Consider the following 26359-nt stretch of genomic DNA (forward strand, 5'->3'; position numbering starts at 1 on the left):
CTGTTCCCCGTTCCCTTTGAATTCAGGATGCAAGAACTGGAGAAAGTCGTAGGGGGACGCTGTAGAGTCGCAAGCTTTAGCGAGCGGGAGAAGTCAAACATTTGCGCGTCGCAAATTCCAAAGTAGTATCCCCCCACTTAAAAGTAAAATAATTACCCAAGCTAAGAAAGTATCGATTATCACTAAGTTTGTCAACAACACCCTGCTAAAAAGAGTAATAGCCCCACCAGTCAACAATCCCCACAACCAAGCCCTATTCACAACCCCCTGCAAAGCAACCCATTGGGACAATCCCAGCATGAAACCAAATGCGATACGGCTAAGTAAGGTGTTGAGAAATAATTTGAGAATGAAGATACCAACCGGAACACTCAACACAAAGCCGACAAGATTGATCGAAAGCCACTTGAGCCAAAACTTCCAACCTATGTGAGGGCGCGAACTTTGAGTGGAAGCAGAATAAGACGGTTGTACCTGAGGCGATTCAGCAGGAATTTCTTGACGATATTGAGGTGGAACAGGTGGTGGGTAAGACTCTGGTTGTTGGGGATTGCTGGAGGGGGGTCGCCGTGTTGGGGGTAGTGGTTGTTGTGGTGAAACATACGGAGGCGATGAATGTTGATTTGGTACATATCCTACTGGGTACTGCTTGAGGGATATTGCTGATACTTGAAATTCCATTTGCCCCAACCGCAAAATAGTACCTTTATGAAGTAAGGCTTCTCCTGTTATTAAAAATTGTCCATCGATCGCTGGTGGATTGTTCTGATTCATTGGACGCAAATAGAAACACCTGTGGTGAGTCTTAAAAAAGATTTCTACGTGCAGTCTTGATACTGTTGGTTCTGACACAACTAGGTCACACACAGCCGGATCGCGTCCAATGCGAAAAACATCAGACTGTTTGGTGGGTTGATTTTCGAGAATTGTTTGAGTTCTGATTTGCCCGTCTTCAAACCACTCCAAAGTTAGTTCGTGTAATCCTGTTGTCCGCGTGGGAATGAGAGTCGGTGAGATATTTTGGGAAAAATTTTGTTGGTATTGCAGTGCTTGCAGTGCTTCCTCTGCAGACTGATACCTCTGTCGGAAATCATAACGCACCATTTTATCTAAAATATCTGCCAATGCTGGGCTGACTTGTGCGTGCTGACGCCAGGAAATTTCTCCTGTATCGGGATCTTCAGTGAGTTTATGGGGCATGATTCCTGTCAAGGCTTGGATACCTATCATTCCTACAGCGTAAATGTCACTGCTTAATTTAGGGCTGCCTTTGGTTTGTTCGCTAGGCATATAGCCGACAGTACCAATAACCACTGTTGGCGTTGTATGTCCTTGAAGATTGACTTGAGTGACAGTTATTTCTTTGACAGCACCAAAGTCAATCAAAACAATTTTGCCATCTTGGCTGCGTCTCATTAAGTTTGCTGGTTTAATATCACGATGGATAATTTGACGCTGATGGACAAAAGCAAGGGGTTCAAGGATGCCTTTTAGCAGGTTAATAACATCTGATTCGCTGAAATAGTTACCAGAACTTAGTTCTGCACTTAAGGATTGACCGTCAATAAACTCTTGAACCAGGAAGAATTCTTCATTTTCCTCAAAATAAGCCAGAAGCCTGGGAATTTGGTCGTGATTACCCAGTTGCTGTAACACTTGTGCTTCTGAAGCAAACAAGCGTCTTGCTATCTGCAAAGTGTTGGGGTCACTAGATGTGGGTTTCAATTGCTTGACAACACATTGAGGATTTCCTGGCAGTTTAGTATCATCTGCAAGGTAAGTTTGACCAAAACCTCCAGCACTTAAAACTTGCTTAATTTGATAACGCCTATCTAATATTTCCCCCAACATACTCCTGCCAAAGGTTTTTGGTAATTATGCTACCACAGTAATTAGTGACAAGTGACCAGTGACCAATGACCAATGACCAATGACCAATGACCAATTCCCTACTTTTGATATATTGACTGCTGTCTCAAATACCACTATTCCTAAATTCGTTGCCTTAATCGGGGTCGTATGGAAAGTTTCAATTCTTCACAACAGACTCAGTCCGGTACAGCTTTAGAGGAACAAACAAGTCTCGTCCCACCGGACTCAAGTACCGATGCTCAACCCGCATCACCCTCTCGTCGTCATCTGCTACCTAAAGTTCTACTGGGGACGTTGTTATTTGCAGGGGCGGTGGCTGCTGGAATTTTTACATACCAGTGGTGGCAGTACAGTCAAAAATATCAGCAAACCGATAATGCTTATGTCAGTGCTAATGTTCATCCCGTCACATCTCGTGTATCGGGTATAGTGACCCAAGTGACAGTTAACGATAATCAAGTGGTATCGCCGGGAACTGTATTGGTGAAGATCGATCCCCGCGAGTATCAAGCATCTTTGATACAGGCAAAAGCATCTCTAGAATTAGCTAAACAACAAGCAGCATTGGCACAAGAAAATGTCAAACTGATTGCGGATAATAATTATGTACCGTTACCCGTACCTATAAATAGTAACGCCCCATCGCAGCCGCAAGCTCTTAATCGGCAAAGGGATATCAATCAGCAACAATACAAAACAGCATTGGCTGCGATCGCACAAAAAGAAGCAGATCTGAAAAAAGCACAGCTTCATCTCTCCTATACCAACATAACTGCCCTAGTAGCTGGTAAAGTTGCTCAAAAAAACGTCCAAGTAGGACAGCAAGTACAAGCAGGACAAACTCTCATTACAGTCGTACAACCAAATCCTTGGATTGTAGCGAATTTTAAAGAAACCCAGTTAGAAAAAATACAACCAGGTCAAAAAGCAGATATTAGAATGATTGCTTTTCCCGGTAAGACATTTCGAGGTACGGTAGATAGTATGTCTCCCACTTCTTTTGGTAAAGTTGCTCCGTTTAGAGGAGAAAATACGACAGGTGACACCACAAGGAGTTCAAACGAGCAAAGAATTCCTGTAAAAATTCTATTTGAGCCTCAAAGTCTTCAAGGTTATGAGGCTAAAATGACTCCAGGGCTGTCGGCTGTTGTCACAATAGATACGAAAAAATAGTTTGCTATCTATTCTAGTAGTCCACCACATTAATTCTGAGGGGCTGTCACCTCGTTCCCAGCCTCAGGCTGGGAATGCCTTACTTGAGGCTCCGCCTCCCGTGTTGATTTATCAAGCTCTGCTGCTTGCACTAACTTCTGTAGCTTCGGCAACTTCTAAAAGTTATTAACGCTACAGATAAGGATGAGGGTGAGTTCCTTAAGGCGATCGATTCAGTAGCTGCGATCGCGAAAACTTGTGATGTGGGGCGATGGCAGGGGTCAATTCCAAAGAATTTTTCCGTGCTAGAACCCTTGAATATTAAAGATCCCAGGTCTTTCCATCAGAATAATCAATCACCAGAGACTTGCTGTATTCTTCACGATTTGTTACAAAAGTACAAAGAACTTCTAGGACTTCAACTCACCTACACGTACACAAATGCTAGGCGGACTTACAGGTTTAACAGATCCCAAAGGCACTGACTGGGGTGAGCGTATGCTCAACACCGTCGCTAGCCAAACGATTCGCCACCTGTTTACTAAGAGCGAGTCAGTAGAAGTCTTTGTCCGTTGCTATCCCTCCAGCAAATTGTTACAAGGCAGCATTGACAGCTTCAAAATGAGCGGTCGCGGTTTGGTTATTCGCAAAGACTTTGGCGTTGAAGAAATGTCTTTTGAGACTGATGCTGTCGCTATTGACTTTAGCTCCGTTTTAAGCGGTAAATTAAGTCTCAAACAACCAACTCAAGCTATTGCTCAAGTTGTCTTATCAGAAACAGGTATTAACCAAGCTTTTAAAGCAGAATTGGTGACAAGGGGTTTAATGAACCTTACCGTACCAGCATTAACTGCATTATCGGATGGTAAGCCAGTTTCGTTTCCGGAAATTCAAGTGCAGCTCTTACCTGAAAATCGATTGCGGATTTTTGCCAAAGCGGATTTAGGCAACGGGGAACCTATACCCTTACACATGGTTGTGACTGTCGCGGTTGAACGGCGTCGTCGTATTTCTTTTAAGAACCCTATAGTAGAACTCGAGCAAATACCGGAAGCTCAAAAGGAAATCTCAAAAACTCTCAGCCTAGCACTAGTTGAAATTTTAGATAATATGGTCGATTTGGATCGCTTTGACCTTGATGGAGTTAAAATGCGTCTGAATCGATTGGAAACTGAAGGTCAACGGTTAATTTTTAGCGGTTATGCTGAAATTGAGCGCATCCCACAAAAAGGATAAAGTATGAAGAGTGAAGGCTCAAAAATAAGTAAGTAGGGATAAATAATAATGACTGGTTTGTAGTTGCACCTTAGCGCTAAAGCGCAACTACGAACCTAATCAACAAGCTACATGATTTTATTTATACAATGTCGCCTACTGCTTCGCTAACATCAGTAGGTGCTTGATACTCTTGGTCTGGGATTTGTTGCAATACAGAAATAGCATTGTCATCAGCACCGTTCTGCTGGGCGCGTTTAATTAATTCTTCCTTGTTAGCAGGATAGTCAACGCCTTTTAAGTGTTTTTGCAGTTGGATTGGATTGAGTTTAGCCATTGTTATCCACCTCTAAAGAACATTTCTATCTTTACAAGCGGATATATTGACTACATCTACCAAAGAGTTACAGATAAGTACTCACTAGTTCATCCAACGGGCTGATGAACTTCATTAATTGTAGATAACTTAAATTTCTAAGACCCATACCAAGTGGAGTCGCAAAAATCTTAAAATAAACTAAATGTATATACCTATGTAACAAATATTTATGCCTCCTCGTTGGCCCCGTAAACCCGATCGCAAAGACCCCGCTTACCGAAAATTAGACGATCGCATGAATTTTGCCGTTCATGTTGCACTCTTTGCAGTCTGTAATTCTGGGTTGTGGTTTTTCCATAACCTTAATTTAACAACTTGGGAGTGGTTACCTTGGCTAACTGCAGGTTGGTTCGTTGTGCTGTTAGTTCACCTGATATATATTTCCGCAATCGCTAATTACTCAGAAACTCCACCAACATCCACCTGAAGATGGACAGAAGAAGCTAGGGCGATTGTAACTTGTGGTGGTAGAGCTTGTCGCGATCGACGAGCCATAATAAGAGCTAGGATGAGAGGTAAGACTCATTATATAGGGTGATATTTATGGCTAAAGCAAACACCACAGAATTACTAGAAGCCCTAGCTGCGGAAATTGGCGACAACGTTTACATCGATATTGCCAAGTGGCATCTTTATTTATCTAATGCCAAACTCCATACGGTAGTAGCAGAAAAAGTCTACCCCCTCATTACTGCTAAAAAACCTGTGGAAGAAAACGATGTCATACAAGTTTTAGAATCTATTCCAGTTAAGATTGGTGGTGGTAGAAGGGAACTTCCCCTTATCGATTTACTGCCCCTGCAATGCCAAGTAAATTTAGTAGATATTTTAGAAAAATATCAACGAGAAATTTAATTAAGCAGCTAACTGTTTAACTGATTCAGTTAGTTTGTAAAGGTGAGTTTAATCTCACCTCAATTTTTCATGCAAACTTAAGGAGTTAATTCGATGCTTTTACAAATTAGAGACAGCGGTGAATTGGTTAAAGTTCTTGATGTTCAAGAATTGATTGACCCCAATACCAATGTTATACGCGCACAAGAACAAGAAGGTCAAGAAGAACAGCAAGCAGATTCTTATAACAAACAGACTCTGGTTTTTCCTTCTGGAGAAAGTCTTCCACGTTGTTGGGTAGATGCTAATTACAGAAATGGTTCTAACTAAAATTATGAATTATGAATTATGAATTATGAATTTTTTATACTTCATAATTCATAATTCATAATTTAAGAAGTTGTCTCAGAAAGCTTTTCAACTTTGTCTGATGGGAAAAATGCTTTTGTAAGCCAATCAGTCAAAATGTGAGATAGCAATCCCAACGGACCAGCAAACAAACAAAGTATGAGAGAGTGAATCGTCCAAACACCTGTTTTTTGTCCTTCAAGATAAATGTAGCGCCCCGTAAATAAATCCAAAGTTAAAAAATGAATCCAACCCGTAGCAGCCACTTTTTCATCTGCAAAGAATCGCGCAATATCTGACAATTGAGGGTTTGAAAAAGCTTGGGCAGATTCTGGAGTGATACTACTAATAAACAAATACAAATAAGTTGCTGCTAGTGGAACGAAAGGAATATAGGATTCCATAACCCTTTTTGTAATGTTCCATTTGGGTAGGAAAATCATTAAAATCCAAAAGGGCAAAACAAAAAAATTGGCAATGTTAAAAATTTGAACGATTTTCATAGAAATGTTTAGTTATTAGTTATTAGTTGTTAGTAGGGGCGCGGCAGCCTTGCGCCCGTACAGTTGTTAGGGATTAACTGCTCACTGTGAATAAGTAAGATTCTATTTGAGAAGAGTTTAAATCGCGACCAATGAAAACTAGGCTAGTTTGCCTGGTTTCTTCTGCTTTCCAAGGGCGATCGTAAAATTGCTCGAACCGATTTCCTACTCCTTGCATTACCAAACGCATAGATTTATTAGGAACTGCCACAAACCCCTTAATTCTGTAAATTTCTTGCTCTCGTGCTAGTGTTTGTAACAGAGCTAGAAGTTTTTGTGGATCGAAAGTACGGTATAAAACCTTTTCAACTGCGGCTTGAAATACCATTAATATTGATAGCTCGAGTTGACCGTAATTGCTAAAAATCCGGTGATGATAGTAACGGGAATTTTTGCTGCCATTGATTAGGGGTGAGGGGTTAGTGGTTGGTTGTTAGTTGTTAGTTGTTAGTAGCAAATCGTTAGTTATCAGTAGTAAAATTCTCATCCGTAAGACATTGAACCACTAACCACTAACCACCAACCACTAACCACTAACCACTAACCACTAACCACTAACCAAATAACATTTATTCAGCTGTTGCTAGTTCGGTGCTACCGCGTGTACGACGGCGTGTAAGGGTGTTGTACAGCATTTGACCGATCGCTTTGATGAGATTGCCTTCTAACTCTTGGAACATTTTCATGTTCATGCCAAAGGCTGCATTGGCTTCATCGACAATACGATCGCCTGTTGCTTCATCTATTGGTAGTTCATCTAAAGCCTGACGGTATCTGACTTTAAATGCCTTCTCATCGGCAATATCTTCAAATTCATAAAAGGCAGTCCCTTGTCCGTCAGAAAGGTTCATAGCTGTTTGGGCAATGCCTTTGAGAATTTGTCCGCCTGATAAGTCTCCAAGGTAACGGGTGTATGAGTGAGCAACTAACAATTCCGGCTCATTTACTGATAATTCCCGAATGCGCTGTACGTAGGCTTCACCTGCTGAAGATAATTGAATTTGCTCCCGCCAGTTGGCTCCATAGTAATAGCTGAGGTCTTTCTCTAGGGATTGCTTGCGGTAAAGCTCTTGAAAATTGATTTTAGAAAGAATTGGATGGTTATGGTGCTTTTCCATCTCCTCTTCAATTGCTGAGTAGATGAAGTAGAAGTTAGCTACTAGTTTCCGGTAGGAGTTTTTCTCAACGACTCCTTTTAAAAAACACTTGACAAAACCAACGTTTTCTGCCATCGTGTGGGCTTTTTTTGTTCCTACACGCAATTTTGTTGCTAAATGACTGCTCATACTAAATTGCTCAACTTTAAAAAAATCAACTGCCGGAGTTGTGATTTCAGAACGGCTACAAAAGCCACTAAAACGTTACAGTAGAACCATTTGATGAGAATTTGTATTAATATTTTTTAAGTTTTTATGCTTGGTATCTTTTTTTACAAGAAGAAAGTCAGAGGGTGAAGGATAGATGTCTGGCTCGAAAAAAAGTAAAAAATATAACAATACCAATCTTCGTAACTCTGGCAATCGGTTTAGAGCTTACTACTCTAGATGGATGGGATAAATAAACGCGTGGCAACTTTATTACATCCCTTGCGCTCCCGCATGGAGAAGCATAACTGCCTTTACCATAGCTGCCTGCTGCAAAATATTTATACTTATGTTGCAGTTTAGTAATATTACTTATTTTACTAAATCTTTACAAAAACATCATAAGCGCTATAAGTATTTTTTCTGAAAAAGTAGGCAAAGTAGAATAAATTTAAAAACGTAAAAACTAGTAAAGTGTCCCGAACAAAAGCCACTAGAGGGGAATTGTTGAATAAAGTTTAAAGTGTTATTCTCCATTGTAACGGTGTGGAGTCCTGAAAATATGGTATCATTTATAACTCAAAGTCAAAATGGCAATACAGGAGTATCGGCTTCTGAAGCCAATGATAGTAATAGGATGAGTTTTGGTCTGGACTTAATGTCTTTACCGACAACTCCCTTATTTGGTACAGATGGAATTCGGGGAAAAGTGGGGGATTTGCTCGATGCACCTCTAGCATTACAAATTGGTTTTTGGGCAGGAATTGTTTTACGTAGGAGTGCTGTCAATCCAGGACCGGTTATCCTCGGTCAAGATTCTCGTAACTCCAGCGATATGCTAGCAATGGCTTTGAGTGCGGGGTTAACAGCAGCTGGAGTAGAAGTTTGGTATTTGGGATTATGTCCTACTCCTTGCGTTGCATTTCTAACCAGTAACAGCCATGCTATTGGTGGAGTGATGATTTCTGCAAGCCACAATCCACCTGAAGATAACGGCATTAAAATTTTTGGTGCGGATGGGTTGAAGTTACCCCAAGCATTACAAGCAGAAATTGAGGCAGGGCTGCGCGGTCTATCATCACATTCTGGAATAAGAAGTGATTGCGGGCGGCACTATTCTCGTTTAGATTTAGTAAAAAACTATACAAATGCTTTGAAAGAACCACTGCATGGCACTGTAAATTTTCAAGGCATGAAGATTATTTTAGATTTGGCATGGGGAGCAGCAGTAAATCTAGCACCAAGAGTATTTGAAGAACTAGGGGCAGAAGTTATCTGCTTTCATAGCTTACCAGATGGCGATCGCATCAACGTCAACTGCGGTTCCACTCACTTAGACACTTTACAAGCAGCTGTTCGCGAACACCATGCCGATATAGGCTTCGCCTTTGATGGTGATGCAGACCGTGTTTTGGCCGTAGATAATACCGGACGGCAGGTTAACGGTGATTATATTCTCTACATATGGGGTCTCGGCTTACAGCAAAAGCAACAATTGCCAGACAACTTAATTGTTTCTACAGTGATGGCAAACTTGGGTTTTGAGAGAGCGTGGAAACAAGCAGGTGGTAAATTGATTCGCACAGCAGTAGGCGACCAATATGTCCAAGCGGAAATGTTACGGACTGGGGGAATGTTAGGAGGTGAACAATCCGGTCACATTCTCTGTCGTCACTATGGCATTACTGGAGACGGTTTGCTAACAGCCTTACATTTAGCAGCCATAGTACGAGAAGCAGGCGTTCCTTTATCTGAAATGGTAGACTCCAGTTTCCATACATATCCGCAGCTTTTACGGAATGTGCGAGTAGAAGACAGGTTAAAGCGTGTCAACTGGAAAGAGTGCCAACCTATGCAACAAGCTATTAACCGTGCTGAAGCAGCAATGGGTGATGCTGGTAGAATTCTAGTTCGAGCTTCTGGTACAGAGCCAGTCATCAGAGTTATGGTAGAAGCTGAAGACGCCGAACTTGCAAACTACTGGACAAATGAATTAGTCGCACAAGTCCAGCAACACTTTGTTGACTAACAATCAAGCCCTCACCTCGTGCTGACCCCTCACCTCGTGCTGACCCCTCACCTCGTTCCCAGCCTCAGGCTGGGAATGCCTTTTAAGAGGCTCCGCCTCCTGTATGGCGAAAGAGAGCCTGCTGTACTGCATTCTGTGCCTCAGGCTGGGAACGAGAAAGTACTACATGAAGGGTCTTGTACTTAAAATCCGAAAATTTTGTAAAATTTATATAAAGTTCTTATAGTTTAAGTTTGTATATCCAAGGTTAAGATTCTGATAAGAATTTCAAAAGCATTTGGACCGTACAGTTCTTGTGTATGTGTGACAGATTATGCATTTACAAATCTTGTGCGATCTCTCAGTTGAGAAAAAGTAGTTTCGCGACCTTGGGTTATGCTAGTTTTTGTAGTACCGCTAAAAAGCCCACAAGTTTCAAAGTCTTGGGAGCGTGTAACGCAGTTATTTGAAAGGTGCGTCAAATCTATCTGCAATCAGACTTCACAGGAATACAGAGCGATCGTTGTTTGTCACGAACGACCTCGTATTGAATTTCGACACCCCAAGATTACGTATATTGAAGTCGATTTTCCACCTGCCAAGGAACCAGATCCTTTCTGTGCAGGGCATACAGATAAAGGGCGTAAAATCTTGAAAGGATTAGTCCATGCTCAAGAATTTTTACCAACACACACTATGACAGTTGATGCTGACGATTGTATCAGCAAGCACTTAGCAGAGTTCGTCAATCAAAATTCTCATTGCAATGGCTGGTTCATAAACAAAGGTTACAAATATAAGAGCGGTGATGACTTTATATTTGTCAAAAGAAGAAATTTTTACAAGATGTGTGGCACTTGCAACATTATCAGGTATAACCTAAATCGTTTACCTGAACACCCAGAGTATAATAGAGGGTACGGGTACTACAAATTCTACGTAGATCATGAAAAAATCAGAGGAATGCTTGCTCAAGAAGGAACTCCTCTAAAGCCACTACCGTTTCCTGGTGCTATCTATATTGTTGCCACTGGAGAAAATCTTTATTACGGCACTACAAAATTGACTTTCAATATTCTGAACCGCAAATTGTTAAACCAATCAATGCGTGAGGAATTTTCTCTCTACCCATTAGAGCCAAATTCAGTTATAACTGAAACAATGTATTCAAGGTGACCGAATCAGTAAACAGATAACAAGTCATGTTGTATTAGTTACTGTCTACTGGTACCCGCTCCCTGTTAAGGTTATACTTACAGCAATACCATGCTGACATTAAAGTTAAAAGGCAAGAAATCCAAAAAAGGAAAGAAGCAGGAGGACAAGCAGACTCCAACTCTCAGTCTTCAAGAACGTTTATCACAGAAGCGAAAAGCCGCACAAGCACGAAAAGAATTTTCCAGTGTTTTGTCTGCCTCTGCTGCTGTTGGTCTGTTTGTGGGCATTCTCTTGGCTTTGATAGGAGGAATTAAGGCAGCAGTTCCGGGTGTTTTGGGAGTCATTACGCTAGCCTTGTCTTACAAATTCCCCCGCCAAGCGCTTTTGGCTTTTCTAATATATATGCCCTTTAGCGGCACCATCACTTACTATATCGGTAGCAGTCCCATACTCCAACTTGCTAAAGATTCCTTTTATATTCCAGCCCTGATTGCTCTTTGGCAGATTTGCAGCAAAAAACGTTTACCCTTCATTTTTCCCAAAGCCATTAAAACTCCGTTATTTATTTTGCTTGCCTTGTGTATAATGACAATCTTATTTGTCAACGGGATGCAGCAATTTAGTCCACCTACAAGTGGTTTGGGAAGCGGTTCTGGTAACAAGCCAATTTTGATGGGAATTTTGGGTCTGAAAGTATTTATAGGTTATGTCCCTCTGATAACTTGTGCTTACTATTTGATTCGCAACAAAAAAGATTTTTTGTTTTTCTCGCGAATGCAGGTTGTTCTTATCCTCATCTGCTGTGCATTAGGATTTGTCCAGTATATGCTACTGCTAACAGGGATATGCCAAGGTACAAGACATTTAGAGGGTTCTGCCCTATTTAAAGCCTCTATTGAAGCCCGTTGTTATTTTGGTGGTTCTCTACTCTACAGTCCCCAACAAGGGGTGATTCGGCTACCAGGAACCTTTGTTGCACCCTGGCAATGGGCATGGTTCTTGATTTCAAGCACCTTCTTTAGCTTTGCCTCTGGCTTCAGCGATCCTTCAATTATTTGGAGGGTGGTTAGCCTGGGTTCCATCGTCGCAGTATTCATTAACGCAGTTATTTCCGGTCAGAGAATAGCCTTGGCATTGGTCCCTGCCTGCTTCGTGGCTTTGCTGTTGCTTACAGGTCAAATTCGCAACCTGAAACGGTTTATCCCTATGGGCATCGGGCTTGCTATTATCCTGGGAATTGCCGTAGCAAGTAATCCAGCCCTTTTAGAAGAGAGAACATCTAGTTTGAGCGATCGCTGGGAAGCTTCACCACCCCAAGAGTTCATAGTACAACAATTTGAGGAATCGTTTAAAGCACAAAAAGGAATTTTGGGCAATGGATTGGGTCGTGCTACCAACTCTGCTCGTGCTATGGGTGAGACGAGGCTCATTGAAACGTATTACCCTAAAGTCCTTTTTGAAATAGGTCCCTTGGGAACTTTGGCATTCTTAGCTTTGGTCACAACTTTGACCGTTACTTGTTACCAATCAAATCGGTTAATAAAAAACCGTAATTTCCGCAGTTACGCTTCAGCTTTGTGGGTGTTTATATTGTTTATTAGTTACAACACCTATTATTACCCTCTAGATGTCGATCCAGTAGCTGTGTATTACTGGTTTGCCGCTGGAGTTATCTTGAAATTACCAGTTATAGACAAACAAGAAAGGCAACACGAGAATCATGAAAATTCTGAAGAACAACCAAAGAAAAAAACAAAAACAGCAAAGAACCTCTTGAACCCAATATAAATTTTATACGGCATAGCCAAATATTCAATAGGATATACAAAAAGTGAATTCTTATCCCTTAATTTCCGTCATTATTCCAACCTATGGTCGAGAAGAGCCACTGCGCGATAGTATAGCAGATGTCCTCAAGCAAGATTACCCAAACTTTGAGGTTCTAGTTGTCGATCAGACACCAGAACACAAGCCAGAAATAGAAGCTTATTTAGAAGAATTATCGAGAACAGGTAAAATCAAGTGGTTTCGCCTGGAGTGGGCAAGTTTACCAGGGGCGAGAAATTATGCTGTACGCAGGGCAACTGGTGACATTATTTTGTTTATTGACGACGACGTGCAGCTGCAACCTGGATTTTTAGCAGCCCACGCAAAAAATTATGTAGAACAACCAGAAGTAGGCGCGGTTGCTGGACGTGTCTTTGACAGAATGAAATTAGGTGACTCAGGAGGAAATTTGCAGATTGAATATCTTCCTCCCCAAGCCATGGACCCAGGAATTGCTTGGTACCATATTGACTTAGTACATACAGTTAAACCCCAACAAGTGCTAACAGCAAGGGGGTGTAATATGTCCTTCCGCCGTGAAATTTTCATAAAGTACGGGCTGAAATTCGATGAAAGATTTCGCGGTAGCGCTGTCAGGGAAGAATCAGATTTTTGCCTGAGATTGCGGCAAACGGGGTATAAAATTTGGTACGATCCCGAAGCTCATTTAGTGCATTTAGGAGAAGAAACGGGCGGTTGCCATGACATTAGCATGCGTTCTCTTCAGTACCAACTGACTTTCTACCACAACCACTTCTTAATGGGGTTAAAAAACCTCTCCCTCACTCAAGCCGCACGTCTTTTTGCCCGTTTATTTGACTGTCATGTTCTCGGACATCCTCCCTGTTACAAAAGTGGTTCTCCTATCAAAATTCTGACTCGTGGTGTTTTCTATACTTTGGGCTTCTTCAAAGCCTTAGGTACTGTCATCCAATCAGTATGGAATGACGGTCAAATTTATACTCGCTTAGATGAACAAATTTAGTTCATAGCTAATGGCTAATGGCTAATGGCTCATTGACCATTAACAATTAGCTATTAGCCATTAGCCATTAGCCATTAGCCAATTATGAAAATTCTTGTAGCTAGCCACACTTATATTGTAGATCTAAACTGTGAAAAACTCCGCATTTTATCTCAGCTAGAACCAGAAGTTGAGGTAACAATTGTCGTTCCTAAAAAATGGAAACCAGGTGGGGTTCAAAACAAAATCATTGAAACTCAATACCGTGATGAATGTAAATTTCGTATAGTTCCTATTTCTAACTTCAGTCAGAATCATCAAGGTCTTCTGACATTTGGCGCTGATTTAATATCTTTATTACAAAAGTTTCGTCCCAATGTCATCCAGGTAGAACAAGGGTCTAGAGGTCTTGCTTATGCGGAGATGATTACTTTAAATAAATTATTGGGACTAAAGGCAAAAAACTTATTTTTTACCTGGTGGAATTTACCTTACAAACTCAAGTTTCCAGTTTCTTTATTAGAGAAGTATAATCTAGATAACAGTCACGGCATTATTTCAGGAAATCAAGATGGTGCGGAAGTTTTACGGCAACAGGGGTACAAAGGACCTATTAAAGTTATGCCTCAGTTGGGTGTAGATGAAAGCTTGTTTGCACCTGCACCTCAACCAGAACTAGCAAGTCAGTTGGGTATAGAGCAAAATGATTTTGTCGTAGGATTTGTTGGACGTTTTGTTCCAGAAAAGGGATTGCTGACTCTTCTAGAGGCTTTAATTGGTTTAAAAGAGCGACCTTGGAAATTACTGCTTCTTGGACGGGGACCATTACAATCGGAACTCTTAAGCAAAGCTGAGGAAAATCATATCAAAGACAGGGTTATTTTGGTGGAAAGCGTTGCTCATGACGCAGTCCCTAAATACATCAACTTAATGAGTACTTTGGTACTGCCCTCGGAAACAAATTACAGTCTTAAAAATCTGACTTCTATTGGTTGGAAAGAACAATTTGGTCACGTGCTAATTGAAGCCATGGCTTGTCAAGTTCCTGTGATTGGTTCAAATTCGGGTGAAATTCCTCATGTCATTGGTGAGGCTGGATTAATATTTCCTGAGGGTAACGCCCAAGCACTAGCTCATTGTATAGTTCAATTAATGGAAAATCCAGAATTATCTGAAAAGCTAGCTACTATGGGCTATCAAAAAGCCATGACTCAATATACCAATACAGCTTTGGCAAAACAGCAATTAGAGTTTTATAAGGAATTGGTTAGTGGTTAGTTGTTAGTGGTTAGTTGTTAGTCGTTAGTCGTCAGTCGTTTTATCTACTAGCTACTAACCACCAACCACTAACCACCAACCACTAACCACTAACCATTAACAAAAATATGCAAATCTTACAAATTGTTCCCTCAATTTCCCTAGTGTATGGTGGTCCCAGCCAAATGGTTTTGGGGCTAGCCCCCGCATTGGCAAAGCAAGGGGTAAAAGTGACAGTTGTTACAACTGATAGTAATGGCGATACTGGTCAAGAAACACCTTTGGATGTTCCTTTGAATTGCCCTATAGAGCAAGATGGTTATCAAATTATCTACTTTCGTTGTTCCCCGTTTCGTCGCTATAAATTCTCCCTAGACTTACTGAGGTGGTTAAATAAACACGTTCGGGAGTATGACTTAGCTCACATTCACGCCTTATTTTCTCCTGTCAGTAGTTTGGCTGCAGCAATATGTCGCCAACAAAAAGTACCGTATATTTTACGTCCTTTAGGAACTCTCGATCCAGCAGATTTACGTAAGAAAAAACTTCTCAAACAACTTTACACAGCAATTTTAGAACGTCCAAATATAGAGGGTTCTGCGGCTATTCATTTTACCAGCGTTCAAGAAGCAAAAGTTTCGGAACGTTTTGGCGTTGCTACACGGGATTTGACGATCCCGTTAGGTGCGATCGCCTCTCATTGGGAGGGGGAAAAGGGGAGACAAGGAGAGGGAGAGAATCTGCTGCGTCAGCGGTTCAACATTCCTACTGATGTCCCTTTGGTGCTGTTTATGTCCCGTATTGACCCAAAGAAGGGCTTGGATTTGCTGTTTCCAGCATTGGAGGCGCTTTTAGCAGAAGGTTTAAATTTTCACTTTGTTTTAGCTGGAGGGAATCCTCAAGACGCCGAGTATGTGGAAAAGATAAAATCTCAAGTGCAAAACTCTCCATTGCGATCGCATACAACAATAACTGGTTTTGTCACGGGTGAGTTAAAAACAGCCCTTCTACAAGCTGCCGATTTATTTGTCTTACCCTCATACTATGAGAATTTTGGCATTGCTGTGGCTGAAGCAATGGTTGCAGGAACGCCTGTCTTAATATCAGACCAAGTCCACATTTGTCAGGAAGTGCATGATAGTGAGTCGGGCTGGGTGAGTCCATTGGATGTCACAGAGATTGTTAAATTACTTCGCACAGCACTACAAAATCCGTCTGAATGCCAAAGACGGGGGCTACTTGCTAGAGAGTATGCACTGCAACATTACAGTTGGGATGCGATCGCTCGTCAAACCATTCTTGCCTACAATCAAATTTTGTCCTGATAAAGTTGTAGAATCTTAGGTCTGAGACTTGCCTGTCATTGCACAATTTGAAATTTTATTTCAAAGCCTAAAGTCCAATCGGAAAACCGGGTTTTGTGTCATCATGCAAGATAGAATACATAGTGCCTTATTTGAACAACAGGGAATCTGACATGGCTCTCCGTCTAGGCGATACAGTACCTAACTTCACGCAAGCCTCCTCAACAGGCGATATAGACTTTTACCAATGGGCTGGAGACAGCTGGGTTGTGCTGTTCTCCCACCCCGCCGACTATACACCAGTTTGTACCACCGAACTGGGAACAGTTGCTAAGTTGAAGCCAGAATTCGACAAGCGCAACGTCAAAGTCATAGCCCTCAGTGTTGATGATGTTGAATCTCATAAAGGATGGATTGGGGATATTGAAGAAACCCAAAACGCATCCCTCAACTACCCAATTTTGGCAGATGGCGATCGTAAAGTGTCCGATCTTTACGACATGATTCACCCCAATGCCAACGCCTCATTAACAGTGCGTACAGTCTTCATCATTGACCCCAACAAGAAGTTGCGTCTGACATTAACTTATCCTCCAAGTACCGGGCGTAACTTTGATGAAATTCTGCGGGTGATTGATTCACTACAACTCACCGATAACTACAGTGTGGCAACACCAGCCGACTGGAAAGACGGTGATGATTGCGTAATCGTCCCCTCATTAAAAGATCCTGAAGTCCTTAAGGAGAAATTCCCCAAAGGGTATCAAGAAGTCAAGCCCTACTTGCGGCTGACACCTCAACCTAACAAGTAATCAATAACGGATAGCAGGACGTAACAAAACATCCGGTAAAAAACAATGTAGAGACGCGCCATGGCGCGTCTTTATAGTATCTAAAAGCGTATTGGATCGTAGTAGCAGTCTTCCCTACCTACAGTACTTAAAATCTTTTATAAATCATTTACAGCAGATTTCAACTTGGTGAGGTACAAAAATTACCCCCCTCTGTCCCCCCGATGCTTTGGGGGGATGAAAGGGTGGTCTATATAATCTTAAAATAGGAATTAAGAACAGTCATTGAGGAGCAGTAACTGTGATTAACCTAAGAACTTTATTTGGAGCTTATACATTTCTAGTATTAGCTGTTTTAGGTATAGGCAAAACAGTCACTGCTACAGCCTTCAACCCCGATCCTTTATTCAAAGATGTGGCTAGCTACAAAACCAAAATCTCTGGTAGCGATCGTTTGGCAGATATTTATTTTCCCAACCCAAAAGACATAAAAACTGGTACTTACTCGTTTCCTATAGTTGTTCTATTGCAAGGTGCGCTTGTCGATAAATCAAATTACTCAAATTATGCTAGTATAGTAGCCCGTTATGGATTTGTGGTAGTTGTACCAAATAGCAAGCGTTTACTTCCATCGCGCAGTCAAGCCCTAGCACCTCTAACTTCAGATATTACAGATGTTTTAAAACATATGGTGGCTGAAAACTCCAATTCTGCTTCACCTGTTTTCGCAATTGTTAATACACAAAAATTAGCCTTGCTCGGTCACTCTTTTGGAGGTGCCGTAGGACTATCTGCAATTGCCAACTTATGTTTAGAGTCCCTTTCATTCTGTAAAGGCTCCTTCAATCGACCTAAGGAACTTGTAGCAGGAGCATTTTTTGGCGCGAATTTACGTGATACGAAAGATGAGTTTATCCCCATCAACAATTCCGGAATTCCCATTGCCCTGTTACAAGGTAGCCTTGACAATAGAGCACTTCCCTTGAGAGCCGAAAGAACTTATGACAATATTCAAACCCCTCCCAAAGCATTGATTACCATTTTAGGTGTGAATCACTTTGGCATAACTAATACGAATAACCCTGTAGGGGCAATACCAGACCCAAATAACTCTACCCTTGCTCAAAATATAGCAGTCGAAACAATTGGTCGTTGGAGTGGTCTTTTCTTGCGTGCCAGCGTTCTTAAAGACAAAGGCGCTTTTGATTACGTATATTACACGGGTGATGCTCGCGATCCGAATGTAGCTGTCATTTCTACCACTCCAAAAAAAGAAAAATAATTGTAGTAGTTTATCTCATCAGTTTTGATAAGTTCGTAGTTACGCTATGGCTAACCCATCCTAGTAATGCCAAAATTTCCGGTTGATGGTGCAGGTGGAAAAAAATTATTTTTAATTCTGGCGATCGCATTCTGACTAAGGGAATGATTGGTTTAGTTGAAGCAAAAGCTACCTTAGAACGAGCTGAATCTATCAACTCACATATTATAAAGTTTGTTCCATTGAAAACTCAATAATAGCTCTAAAATCTAAATATTAGCCCTCAAAATTATAAATTCTTTTTCTTTTACCTCATGTAAGTGGGAATTGCTATAGCTTGAGAAAAAATCTTTAATTTGTCGTCAGTTCATTTGTTCTAAACAGCACCAATTGTAGTAGTATCTGGGAGCAGATTGGATGACAGTAGCATGACCGAATCGGAAACCAATGTTCCAGCCAATTATGACGAATCGTGGAAAGCAGCAATAGAGCAGTATTTTGAGGCATTCGTCGCCTTCTTTTTCCCCGAAGCACATGCAGCGATCGCCTGGGAGAAGGGATATGATTTCCTCGACAAGGAGTTCCAACAGATTGTCCGAGATGCTGAAGTTGGGACGCGCTTTGTCGATAAACTGCTCAAGGTATGGCTGAGGGACGGAGAGGAAGCATGGCTCCTATTGCATGTAGAATTGCAAAGCCAGAGAGACAAGGAGTTTGCCAAGCGGATGTTCACCTACAACTATCGGATTTACGATCGTTACGGTCAAGAAGTGATAAGTCTGGCAGTGTTAGGAGACGAGCAACCGCAATGGCGACCCACCGAATACGGCTACGGGCGCTGGGGTTGCGATATGCGATTGCGGTTTCCCATCGTTAAACTGTTAGATTACACTTGGGAGACGCTCGAATCAAGCGACAACCCGTTTGCTGTAGTGGTGATGGCACATCGCAAAACTCAGGAGACAACTCAGTCATCGCCAGAACGGTTGCAATGGAAGCTGCGTCTCATTAAAGGGCTTTATCAGCGCGGGTACAGCCGACAGGATATCTTAGAGATATTTAGGATACTCGATAGAATGATGCGGTTGCCAGAAACACTGGAACTGTCCTTGCGGAACGAACTGAAACGATTTGAGGAGGAAAACCAAATGCCATATATTACCAGCATTGAGCGTATTGGGCGACTTGAAGAGCGTCAAGATATTATCCGCAATCTTCTGGTTAGTCGGTTTGGAACGATTGACGAACAGTTAGAGGCGATCGTCAAGCCATTAACAGAATTACCTACGTCTGAATTTAGTAGCCTGCTGTTATCGCTCTCGACTCTCTCGCGGGAAGAGTTGCTCACACGTTTCGCATAAAATAAGGTGGGCTTTAGCCCACCCTACTTTGCGCCTTTGCGCCTTTGCGTGAGAAAAAAATCATCAATTCGGCGGATCTAACTTATTCACAACTGCAGCCCACAAAATCATTGGCGATCCTACAGCCAAACAGAACAACCACTGCCCAAATGTTAGCGGTGCTGTAGAAAAAACTTCATTAATCAACGGCACGTGAGCAAAGACAATTTGTAAAATAATTGCTCCCACAATTCCCAAGCCAATTGCCGGAATATCCACATTTTCTTGAATTGTACCATCCATTTTAGCAATCAAATTTGGCACTAACTGACTAATACTCAACAAATAAAATATCCTACCTGCAATCAACGCATTAATTGCCATTGTTCTAGCCAAATCCACATCACTTGTTGTAGCTTGAATATATTCAAAAACCCCAAATATCACAATCCAATTAAACAGAGAAACTGCTAAAATTCGCTTTAATCTACTACCAGATAGTATGGGTTCATTGGGATTGCGGGGAGGTTGTTTCATGACATTTTTTGCTTTGGGTTCAAATGCCATTGGCACTGTCATGGTTATAGAATTCAGCATATTAAGCCAGAGAACTTGTAGCGCCAAAATTGGTAATTCTCTTGACAATAATACACTTAATAAAATTGTCATCGATTCCCCTCCATTAACCGGGAGAATAAAGCAAATAGCTTTTAAGAGATTTTTATAAACTGCCCGTCCTTCCTCTACTGCGGCTTCAATGGAAGCAAAGTTATCATCAGTTAGCAACATATCTGAGGCTTCTTTAGCAACTTCCGTACCCGCACCACCCATGGCAATACCGATATCTGCTTGCTTTAATGCGGGTGCATCATTAACACCATCTCCCGTCATTGCCACTATCTCGCCCTTAGATTGCAACGCTTCTACCAAGCGCAACTTCTGTTCTGGCGCAACACGAGCAAAGACTACGCCCTCTTCCGCAACTTGTGCAAGTTCTGCTTTATCCATTTGTGCCAGTTCCGCACCAGTAAATGCCAGAACTGAACCATTCTTGTTGATTCCCATGCGTTTAGCTATAGCCTGTGCCGTAACTGCATGGTCACCAGTAATCATCTTGACCTGAATTCCTGCTTCTTGGCAGGCTTGCACCGCCTTGATAGCACTCTCGCGTGGAGGATCGATCATCCCTTGCAACCCCAGGAAAATTAACCCAGTATCAATGTCAGAATGATTGACTGTAATTTGCAGATCCGATACGGGTTTCTTTGCTAAAGCCAGTACCCGTAAGCCTTGCCGTGCCATAATGTTAACTTCTCGTTCAATGGTGGTTTGGCGCAAGGTTTCTACACAGTCCATTGGACGGGGCTGTCCTTCAGTATTCAACATCAAAGTGCAGCGCTTGAGGATAGCCTCTACCGAACCTTTGACGTAAATAGTGCTACCTAGGGGAGATTCATGCAATGTCGCCATGTATTGATAGTCAGATTCAAAAGGAATGGCATCTAGCTTTCGCATCTGTTTGGCTAGGGAAGATTGATTGAAACCTGCTTTACGAGCAGAGGTCATTAATGCCCCCTCTGTTGGATCTCCGACTACAACCCACTTTCCGTCTTTCTTTTCAATGTGGGAGTCATTGCACAAAATTCCTGCCAACAAACACTCTTGTAAGCCTTTATCGCTGTTTAAATTGACTGGTTTATCATCCCTCAGAATTTCTCCTTCTGGTGCATAACCCACACCACTTACTGTATATTGATGTCCCCCAGCATAAATAGCTTGCACTGTCATCTGGTTTTTTGTGAGAGTGCCTGTTTTATCAGAACAAACAACAGTCGCACTACCTAAAGTTTCCACAGCTGGTAATTTGCGAATAATCGCATTTCGCTTTGCCATACGCGACACACCAATTGCCAGTGTCACTGTCACAACAGCTGGTAACCCTTCAGGAATAGCACTGACAGTCAACGCCACTGCCGCTTCTAAAGCATCTTGCAAGCCTTTGTAACTCAGCCCTACAACAAAGGTGAGAGTTGCTAATCCCAAAACCACCCGCAGCCAATTTTGGCTGAATTTATCAAATTTTCTGGTTAAAGGAGTGGAAATATCAGTATGTTGCTCCATTAATTGGGAAATATGCCCGGTTTCGGTATTATTTCCTGTGGCAACTACGATCCCCTTTGCCTGTCCAAAGGTGACGAAGCCTCCCGCATATGCCATGTTTTTGCGTTCTGCTAGGGGGGTTTCGCTCTTTAAAACAGAGGTCATTTTTTCTACGGCGACGGATTCACCTGTAAGCCCAGATTCATCAATTTGTAAATTTTTTGCTTCTATTAATCGTAAATCTGCTGGTACTTTGTCACCAGAAGCTATTAAAACTATATCCCCAGGTACTAATTCCTGTGAAGGAATGCGTATTTTTTGACCGTTACGGATGACGGTGGTTTCTGTGGTAATGGCTTTGGCAAGGGCTGCGATCGCTCCTTCTGCTTTGGATTCCTGCACAAAACCAATGATGGCGTTGGTTGTTGTAACACCCCAAATCACTCCTGCATTTACCAAACTTCCCGACAGCGCTTTAACTAAACCCGCGCACAGCAAAATAATCAGTAGTGGTTGGTTAAATTGCAAGAGGAACTTGAACCACCAAGGTTTGGTTTTCTTTGCCGTCAGTTCGTTTGTCCCGAACTTTACCAATTTTTGTTTGACTTGGGGGCTACTCAACCCCTTCTCTGGATCGGTTTCTAGAAGTGCGATCGCATCATCAATTTCCAAAGCATGCCAAACTTGGGGCTGCTTCTCGGACAGTCCAACGGGAGATATAACCTGAACCATATTTTTAAAAAATCTAGTGTTATTATTTTTAGCACGATTAATTAGTGCTAAATTAAAATTGACACTAAAAAAAATAGATAATAGCTATTATGTTTCTCAATAGTTGCATGAAAACCACAGAAGAGAGTATGCTTGCCCTGTCAGTGAGAGAGTGATAACCCGAAAGCGTGTGAATGTGAATTTGTCTACACCTTTAGAATTGATTGGGCGTTCGGCAGAATTCCAGCAGATAGTGGAAATTCTGGCACGGGACGGAGATTTGTTAATAGCGGGAGTACCGGGAAGCGGACGGCGTACTCTTGTGCGAGGTGCAGCCCAAGAAGTAGGAGCAATTATATTAGAGGTAGACTGCATTCGCGCTACTGATGGACAGCGATTTTTACAATTGTTAGCAGAGGCAATTAGTCAAAACTTTGAGTCTGTCCCCATTCGGGAATGGTTAGCGAAAACTGGGGGTGAATTGTTTGCTTTTCATCCTGAAGGCAATGGTGGTAAGCTCAAACCCTTGCGTTCTCTGAATCAGAAACAGCTATGGCAAGCATTTGAAATGCTGATTGCCTTACCACAAAAGTTGGTAGAAGATACAGACAAGCGAGTGGTGTTGATATTGCAAAGTTTCCCCCACATCCGTTCCTGGGATCGCAATGGTTTGTGGGAAACTACTCTCAGACGAGAAATTAATCAGCACGATCGCGTCAGTTACATTTTAATTGCAACTATTGCTGAAATTAGTAATCACTCAGAAGAAAGCGACTACCCGTTAGAGGTTGTGCAGTTACCTCCTCTAGCAAAAGATGTCATGGCTGTTTGGGCGAGAGAGATGCTGCACGCTTCGGGATTGACATTTGATGCGCGATCGCCTGCGTTGCAGTTATTTCTTGATGCGGTACAAGGACACATTGGTGATGCTGTGTCCCTCATTCGCCGCCTGCAAACTTTTCGCCGCCCAGATGGTTTAATTACCGAGCACGAAGTACAGCGAGCAATTGAAGGGTTGCTCAAAGATTTATCGATTGTTTTTGAGTCTCTGCTAATGCTACTTCCAGCCAATCAAGTGCATCTTTTAGAATGTTTGGCAACCGATCCTACAGAAAAACCGCAGAGTAAAGAGTATATTCAGAAACATGGTTTGTCTCGTGGTGGAAGCCTTCAGGGTGCATTGTTGGGCTTGCAGCACAAGGGCTTAATTTACGGTCAGGAAAAAGGTTATCGATTTGCGTTACCTTTACTAGCTTTATGGCTGTGCGATCGGTTGATCTAGAATTGATGAAAGTGCAGCTAAGAGGAAAAAATAAGATGCTTTCATCTCCTATTATTCTACAGATGCCCTCAGATTTGCATATGACAGATGAGCAATTTTTCCAGTTCTGTCAGGTAAATCGCGACTTACGTATCGAGCGAAATCAATATGGAGAAATATCTATTATGTCCCCAGCAGGTGGCACTACAGGTAATCGTAGCGGTAGCATATTTGGAGAGCTTTATATTTGGTCTAATCAAGATGGAACGGGTTTGTGTTTTGACTCTAGTACTGGATTTAAGCTATCAACAGGTGCAGAGAGATCTCCTGATGTTTCATGGATGAAATTAGAACGATGGAATAGTTTATCGGAAGAACAGCAAGAAAAATTTGCCACAATTTGCCCAGATTTTGTAGTGGAATTGCGATCGCCTTCCGATAACCTTAAACCATTAAAAGAAAAGATGGAAGAATATATGAGGGAACCAGGGATACAATTAGGCTGGTTGATTGACCGAAAAAACCGTAAAGTTTATATTTATCGTCCGGGAATGCCAGAGGAATGTTTGGATAATCCTGCGACTGTTAGTGGCGATTCAGTTTTGCCCGGATTTGTTTTAGATATGAGTAAAGTTTGGTGAGTCTAAGCTCCCATCCCAGAATAACGCTTCAATCCACTCCGCCACAGCATACGGTTTAAGCCCAGGAAAAACAAAATCCAACCTATCATTAACCAAAATCCCCGCCCTACGTCTGTAGGTAAACCTATCAAAAGACTTGCGGGAAAATCAATCATATAAGGGAATGGCGTACAAAGAACGATCGCCCTTACAGGTTCGGGAAAAACCTCCAAAGGTGCAATCATTCCAGACAAAAACAAGTAAAACAAAAACCATAAATTCTCTATAGCACTAGCTCGTTCTGTCCAAAAAGCGAACATTGCAAAGGTGTATTGAGTAATAAAGCGCAAAGCAAAAGCGAGTATTGCTGATATTAAAAAGAGCAAAAAGTTTGTTAAACTTGGTACCCAAAAAGCTTGTGGATAGATGATAAAAAATACACTCAACAACAAAAATGCAAACGGTAAACGAGCCGATCTTTCAGAAACATGAGAAGCAATATGATGCCAAACGGGATCGATTGGTTGTAGCAATCGCGGTGAAAGTTTTCCTTCTACCACTTCCCTTTCAAATTCCCAAACAACCCATACAACTGTAAGTTGTCTCACCAGAAAAACTGTAATAAAGTAACGAGCAAAATCTACAGGTGTTAAACTAAACTGTCCTCCTTGCGCTGCTTGTATCCAAACTCCCATAAGAATAATTGGCAAAGAGTTCGCCAGTACCCATAGCAGGAGTTCTGACCGATATTCAAGCATATAGGCATAGTAAACAGAAAGAAACGTCAGGCTTTTCCTTATAATTTGTTTGAGCATAGGTTTTGTTATTTGTTAGTTGTTGGTTGTTAGTTGTTAATTGTTGGTTGTTGGTTGTTAGTCGTTAGTTGTTAGTCGTTCACTACTAACTACTATCCACTAACCACTAACTACTAACCATTAATCATTAACCACTAACAACCCCTGCTTGAAAAACGCGACCAATCACTTCTTCTACAGGTGGTTCTGTAACTGTTAAATCAACCACATCTAGATCGGCTAATATACGGGAAACAGTGCGGGTGAGCGACTCTTGCTGCACCATAAAACACACAGATCGTCCCTCTATATGTCGTACATCACCATAATATGTGAGTTTTTCTTTGGGAAGAGGGTTCATTAATTCCAAATGGATTTCTTTATAAGGAGCAAAACTTTCTAAAAGCCCATCCAAACTGCCGTCATACATCAACTTTCCTTGGTGAATCAGCAGAACTCTTTGACACAATGCAGTAATATCAGCCATATAATGGCTTGTCAACAGCACTGTTGCTTGGTAGCGCTGATTGTATTCACGTAAGAAATCGCGCACTCCTATCTGAGCATTTACGTCTAGCCCTAGAGTTGGTTCATCTAAAAACAACACTTGGGGACGGTGTAACAGTGCAGCCAGTAATTCTGCTTTCATCCGTTCACCTAAAGATAGTTTTCGCACGGGTTGGTTCAGTTTGCCTTGTAGCGAAAGCATCTCCGTTAATTCCCCTACCCGATGTCGGAATTCTCGAGCTGGGATGTTGTAGACAGCAGCATTAATTTTTAAAGAATCAAGTGCTGGTAAATCCCAAATTAACTGTTGTTTTTGCCCCATTACCAAAGTAATTTTCTGCAAAAACCCTTCTTGACGGCGAAATGGTACGTACCCAGCAACTCTCACTTGACCACTTGAAGGATGTATCAATCCTGTCAGCATTTTCAGCGTTGTGGTTTTACCTGCACCGTTTGGTCCTAAAAATCCTACTACCTCACCAGGTGCAATCTCAAAGGAAACATCTTGTACTGCTTTAATGTCTCGGTAGGTACGGCGGAAAAAATGAGTCATTGTTCCTACAATACCTGGTTCTTTAACAGCAACAGGGTAAACCTTACTTAGGTGTTGAACCGATATGATACTGGGATCGCTAGAGTTAGATGCACGATAAGGATCGGATATAAGTGATTCTTGTGACATATGTGGGGGTTAGGGGTTAGGGGTTAGGGAAGAAGAATTTTTATCTACCTGATATATACATTACATAACGACTACTTGTGTGTTTTAAGATTGTATTGTTTTTGTAGTCATACAACAATACACCTAAA

Annotated in this window: 25 protein-coding genes and 1 pseudogene; 17 read left to right on the forward strand and 9 right to left on the reverse strand. The window is 41.8% G+C overall.

The genetic code is table 11. The features are described from left to right. Window positions 1–93: 93 nt before the first annotated feature. Window positions 94–1851, reverse strand: a complete 1758-nt coding sequence (locus F7734_RS27620) for an FHA domain-containing serine/threonine-protein kinase (protein WP_155747810.1) — start codon at window positions 1849–1851, stop codon at window positions 94–96. A gap of 168 nt (window positions 1852–2019) precedes the next feature. Here F7734_RS27620 and F7734_RS27625 point away from each other — a divergent pair, with 168 nt between their 5' ends. The 3 genes from F7734_RS27625 (at window position 2020) to F7734_RS27630 (ending at window position 4260) form a co-directional block, all read left to right on the forward strand. Continuing rightward, on the forward strand, window positions 2020–3045 hold the full coding sequence (locus tag F7734_RS27625; protein WP_155747811.1) for an HlyD family secretion protein: 1026 nt from the start codon (window positions 2020–2022) through the stop codon (window positions 3043–3045). Window position 3046: 1 nt separating this feature from the next. Further along, on the forward strand, window positions 3047–3214 hold the full coding sequence (locus F7734_RS60865) for a hypothetical protein (protein ID WP_166482187.1): 168 nt from the start codon (window positions 3047–3049) through the stop codon (window positions 3212–3214). A gap of 251 nt (window positions 3215–3465) precedes the next feature. Next, a complete protein-coding gene (locus F7734_RS27630) occupies window positions 3466–4260 on the forward strand; it encodes a DUF2993 domain-containing protein (RefSeq protein ID WP_155747812.1) in 795 nt (264 codons plus the stop codon). A gap of 121 nt (window positions 4261–4381) precedes the next feature. Here F7734_RS27630 and F7734_RS27635 read toward each other — a convergent pair whose 3' ends face one another. Then, window positions 4382–4576, reverse strand: a complete 195-nt coding sequence (locus F7734_RS27635) for a DUF2795 domain-containing protein (RefSeq protein ID WP_155747813.1) — start codon at window positions 4574–4576, stop codon at window positions 4382–4384. A 211-nt stretch (window positions 4577–4787) separates the two neighbouring features. Here F7734_RS27635 and F7734_RS27640 point away from each other — a divergent pair, with 211 nt between their 5' ends. The 3 genes from F7734_RS27640 (at window position 4788) to F7734_RS27650 (ending at window position 5782) form a co-directional block, all read left to right on the forward strand. After that, entirely contained in the window at window positions 4788–5045 is a 258-nt protein-coding gene (locus tag F7734_RS27640; RefSeq protein WP_155747814.1) for a 2TM domain-containing protein, read from the forward strand. 116 nt (window positions 5046–5161) lie between these two features. Beyond that, window positions 5162–5473 carry a DUF3181 family protein gene (locus tag F7734_RS27645; RefSeq protein WP_155747815.1) on the forward strand — a complete coding sequence of 104 codons (312 nt, stop codon included), beginning with the start codon at window positions 5162–5164 and terminating at the stop codon, window positions 5471–5473. A 93-nt stretch (window positions 5474–5566) separates the two neighbouring features. Then, window positions 5567–5782, forward strand: coding sequence for an acetyltransferase (locus F7734_RS27650; protein ID WP_155747816.1), 216 nt, complete (start codon window positions 5567–5569; stop codon window positions 5780–5782). A gap of 62 nt (window positions 5783–5844) precedes the next feature. Here the strand turns inward: F7734_RS27650 and F7734_RS27655 are convergent, their stop codons facing one another. The 3 genes and pseudogenes from F7734_RS27655 to F7734_RS27665 form a co-directional block, all read right to left on the reverse strand. Next, window positions 5845–6303 (reverse strand): ABA4-like family protein, encoded by a 459-nt coding sequence (locus F7734_RS27655; protein ID WP_155747817.1) that lies wholly within the window; start codon window positions 6301–6303, stop codon window positions 5845–5847. A 73-nt stretch (window positions 6304–6376) separates the two neighbouring features. After that, window positions 6377–6709, reverse strand: a pseudogene (locus tag F7734_RS27660) (GTP-binding protein); the annotation flags it as partial. A 202-nt stretch (window positions 6710–6911) separates the two neighbouring features. Continuing rightward, entirely contained in the window at window positions 6912–7628 is a 717-nt protein-coding gene (locus tag F7734_RS27665; protein ID WP_155747818.1) for a heme oxygenase (biliverdin-producing), read from the reverse strand. 580 nt (window positions 7629–8208) lie between these two features. Between F7734_RS27665 and glmM the strand changes: the two genes are divergently transcribed. From glmM to F7734_RS27705, 8 genes are all read left to right on the forward strand, one after another. Further along, window positions 8209–9675: a phosphoglucosamine mutase gene (gene glmM / locus F7734_RS27670; protein WP_155747819.1), complete on the forward strand. Its 1467-nt coding sequence runs from the start codon at window positions 8209–8211 to the stop codon at window positions 9673–9675. Between the two features lie 375 nt (window positions 9676–10050). Continuing rightward, on the forward strand, window positions 10051–10830 hold the full coding sequence (locus F7734_RS27675) for a glycosyltransferase family 2 protein (RefSeq protein ID WP_155747820.1): 780 nt from the start codon (window positions 10051–10053) through the stop codon (window positions 10828–10830). Window positions 10831–10920: 90 nt separating this feature from the next. Further along, window positions 10921–12600 (forward strand): hormogonium polysaccharide biosynthesis protein HpsL, encoded by a 1680-nt coding sequence (gene hpsL, locus F7734_RS27680; RefSeq protein ID WP_155747821.1) that lies wholly within the window; start codon window positions 10921–10923, stop codon window positions 12598–12600. A gap of 43 nt (window positions 12601–12643) precedes the next feature. Beyond that, the gene (hpsN, locus tag F7734_RS27685; protein WP_166482188.1) at window positions 12644–13624 is read left to right on the forward strand and encodes a hormogonium polysaccharide biosynthesis glycosyltransferase HpsN; all 981 of its coding nucleotides are present in this window, start codon (window positions 12644–12646) and stop codon (window positions 13622–13624) included. An 84-nt stretch (window positions 13625–13708) separates the two neighbouring features. Then, window positions 13709–14881, forward strand: coding sequence for a hormogonium polysaccharide biosynthesis glycosyltransferase HpsO (hpsO, locus tag F7734_RS27690; RefSeq protein WP_155747822.1), 1173 nt, complete (start codon window positions 13709–13711; stop codon window positions 14879–14881). A 107-nt stretch (window positions 14882–14988) separates the two neighbouring features. Next, a complete protein-coding gene (hpsP, locus tag F7734_RS27695; protein ID WP_155747823.1) occupies window positions 14989–16185 on the forward strand; it encodes a hormogonium polysaccharide biosynthesis glycosyltransferase HpsP in 1197 nt (398 codons plus the stop codon). 152 nt (window positions 16186–16337) lie between these two features. Beyond that, entirely contained in the window at window positions 16338–16976 is a 639-nt protein-coding gene (locus F7734_RS27700; RefSeq protein ID WP_155747824.1) for a peroxiredoxin, read from the forward strand. A gap of 280 nt (window positions 16977–17256) precedes the next feature. Continuing rightward, window positions 17257–18237 (forward strand): alpha/beta hydrolase, encoded by a 981-nt coding sequence (locus tag F7734_RS27705; RefSeq protein WP_166482189.1) that lies wholly within the window; start codon window positions 17257–17259, stop codon window positions 18235–18237. Between the two features lie 10 nt (window positions 18238–18247). On the opposite strand, the gene F7734_RS27710 is transcribed toward F7734_RS27705, so the two are convergent. Beyond that, window positions 18248–18433 carry a hypothetical protein gene (locus F7734_RS27710; RefSeq protein ID WP_155747825.1) on the reverse strand — a complete coding sequence of 62 codons (186 nt, stop codon included), beginning with the start codon at window positions 18431–18433 and terminating at the stop codon, window positions 18248–18250. Window positions 18434–18644: 211 nt separating this feature from the next. Between F7734_RS27710 and F7734_RS27715 the strand changes: the two genes are divergently transcribed. Beyond that, the gene (locus F7734_RS27715) at window positions 18645–19577 is read left to right on the forward strand and encodes an Rpn family recombination-promoting nuclease/putative transposase (RefSeq protein ID WP_155747826.1); all 933 of its coding nucleotides are present in this window, start codon (window positions 18645–18647) and stop codon (window positions 19575–19577) included. A gap of 63 nt (window positions 19578–19640) precedes the next feature. On the opposite strand, the gene F7734_RS27720 is transcribed toward F7734_RS27715, so the two are convergent. Further along, a complete protein-coding gene (locus F7734_RS27720) occupies window positions 19641–22388 on the reverse strand; it encodes a cation-transporting P-type ATPase (RefSeq protein WP_155747827.1) in 2748 nt (915 codons plus the stop codon). A gap of 169 nt (window positions 22389–22557) precedes the next feature. Between F7734_RS27720 and F7734_RS27725 the strand changes: the two genes are divergently transcribed. After that, window positions 22558–23649: an ATP-binding protein gene (locus F7734_RS27725; RefSeq protein ID WP_166482197.1), complete on the forward strand. Its 1092-nt coding sequence runs from the start codon at window positions 22558–22560 to the stop codon at window positions 23647–23649. A gap of 35 nt (window positions 23650–23684) precedes the next feature. Further along, on the forward strand, window positions 23685–24269 hold the full coding sequence (locus F7734_RS27730; protein WP_155747828.1) for a Uma2 family endonuclease: 585 nt from the start codon (window positions 23685–23687) through the stop codon (window positions 24267–24269). 2 nt (window positions 24270–24271) lie between these two features. Here the strand turns inward: F7734_RS27730 and F7734_RS27735 are convergent, their stop codons facing one another. Further along, window positions 24272–25063 (reverse strand): ABC-2 family transporter protein, encoded by a 792-nt coding sequence (locus F7734_RS27735; protein ID WP_155747829.1) that lies wholly within the window; start codon window positions 25061–25063, stop codon window positions 24272–24274. 127 nt (window positions 25064–25190) lie between these two features. After that, a complete protein-coding gene (locus tag F7734_RS27740; RefSeq protein ID WP_155747830.1) occupies window positions 25191–26231 on the reverse strand; it encodes an ATP-binding cassette domain-containing protein in 1041 nt (346 codons plus the stop codon). Window positions 26232–26359 lie beyond the last annotated feature (128 nt).

Source organism: Scytonema sp. UIC 10036, from assembly GCF_009725235.1.

Coding starts and splice junctions, on each gene's coding strand:
- F7734_RS27620 (WP_155747810.1), bottom strand. CDS start 1,851: ATGTTGGGGGAAATATTAGATAGGCGTTATCAAATTAAGCAAGTTTTA.
- F7734_RS27625 (WP_155747811.1), top strand. CDS start 2,020: ATGGAAAGTTTCAATTCTTCACAACAGACTCAGTCCGGTACAGCTTTA.
- F7734_RS27630 (WP_155747812.1), top strand. CDS start 3,466: ATGCTAGGCGGACTTACAGGTTTAACAGATCCCAAAGGCACTGACTGG.
- F7734_RS27635 (WP_155747813.1), bottom strand. CDS start 4,576: ATGGCTAAACTCAATCCAATCCAACTGCAAAAACACTTAAAAGGCGTT.
- F7734_RS27640 (WP_155747814.1), top strand. CDS start 4,788: ATGCCTCCTCGTTGGCCCCGTAAACCCGATCGCAAAGACCCCGCTTAC.
- F7734_RS27645 (WP_155747815.1), top strand. CDS start 5,162: ATGGCTAAAGCAAACACCACAGAATTACTAGAAGCCCTAGCTGCGGAA.
- F7734_RS27650 (WP_155747816.1), top strand. CDS start 5,567: ATGCTTTTACAAATTAGAGACAGCGGTGAATTGGTTAAAGTTCTTGAT.
- F7734_RS27655 (WP_155747817.1), bottom strand. CDS start 6,303: ATGAAAATCGTTCAAATTTTTAACATTGCCAATTTTTTTGTTTTGCCC.
- F7734_RS27665 (WP_155747818.1), bottom strand. CDS start 7,628: ATGAGCAGTCATTTAGCAACAAAATTGCGTGTAGGAACAAAAAAAGCC.
- glmM (WP_155747819.1), top strand. CDS start 8,209: ATGGTATCATTTATAACTCAAAGTCAAAATGGCAATACAGGAGTATCG.
- F7734_RS27675 (WP_155747820.1), top strand. CDS start 10,051: ATGCTAGTTTTTGTAGTACCGCTAAAAAGCCCACAAGTTTCAAAGTCT.
- hpsL (WP_155747821.1), top strand. CDS start 10,921: ATGCTGACATTAAAGTTAAAAGGCAAGAAATCCAAAAAAGGAAAGAAG.
- hpsO (WP_155747822.1), top strand. CDS start 13,709: ATGAAAATTCTTGTAGCTAGCCACACTTATATTGTAGATCTAAACTGT.
- hpsP (WP_155747823.1), top strand. CDS start 14,989: ATGCAAATCTTACAAATTGTTCCCTCAATTTCCCTAGTGTATGGTGGT.
- F7734_RS27700 (WP_155747824.1), top strand. CDS start 16,338: ATGGCTCTCCGTCTAGGCGATACAGTACCTAACTTCACGCAAGCCTCC.
- F7734_RS27715 (WP_155747826.1), top strand. CDS start 18,645: ATGACCGAATCGGAAACCAATGTTCCAGCCAATTATGACGAATCGTGG.
- F7734_RS27720 (WP_155747827.1), bottom strand. CDS start 22,388: ATGGTTCAGGTTATATCTCCCGTTGGACTGTCCGAGAAGCAGCCCCAA.
- F7734_RS27730 (WP_155747828.1), top strand. CDS start 23,685: ATGCTTTCATCTCCTATTATTCTACAGATGCCCTCAGATTTGCATATG.
- F7734_RS27735 (WP_155747829.1), bottom strand. CDS start 25,063: ATGCTCAAACAAATTATAAGGAAAAGCCTGACGTTTCTTTCTGTTTAC.
- F7734_RS27740 (WP_155747830.1), bottom strand. CDS start 26,231: ATGTCACAAGAATCACTTATATCCGATCCTTATCGTGCATCTAACTCT.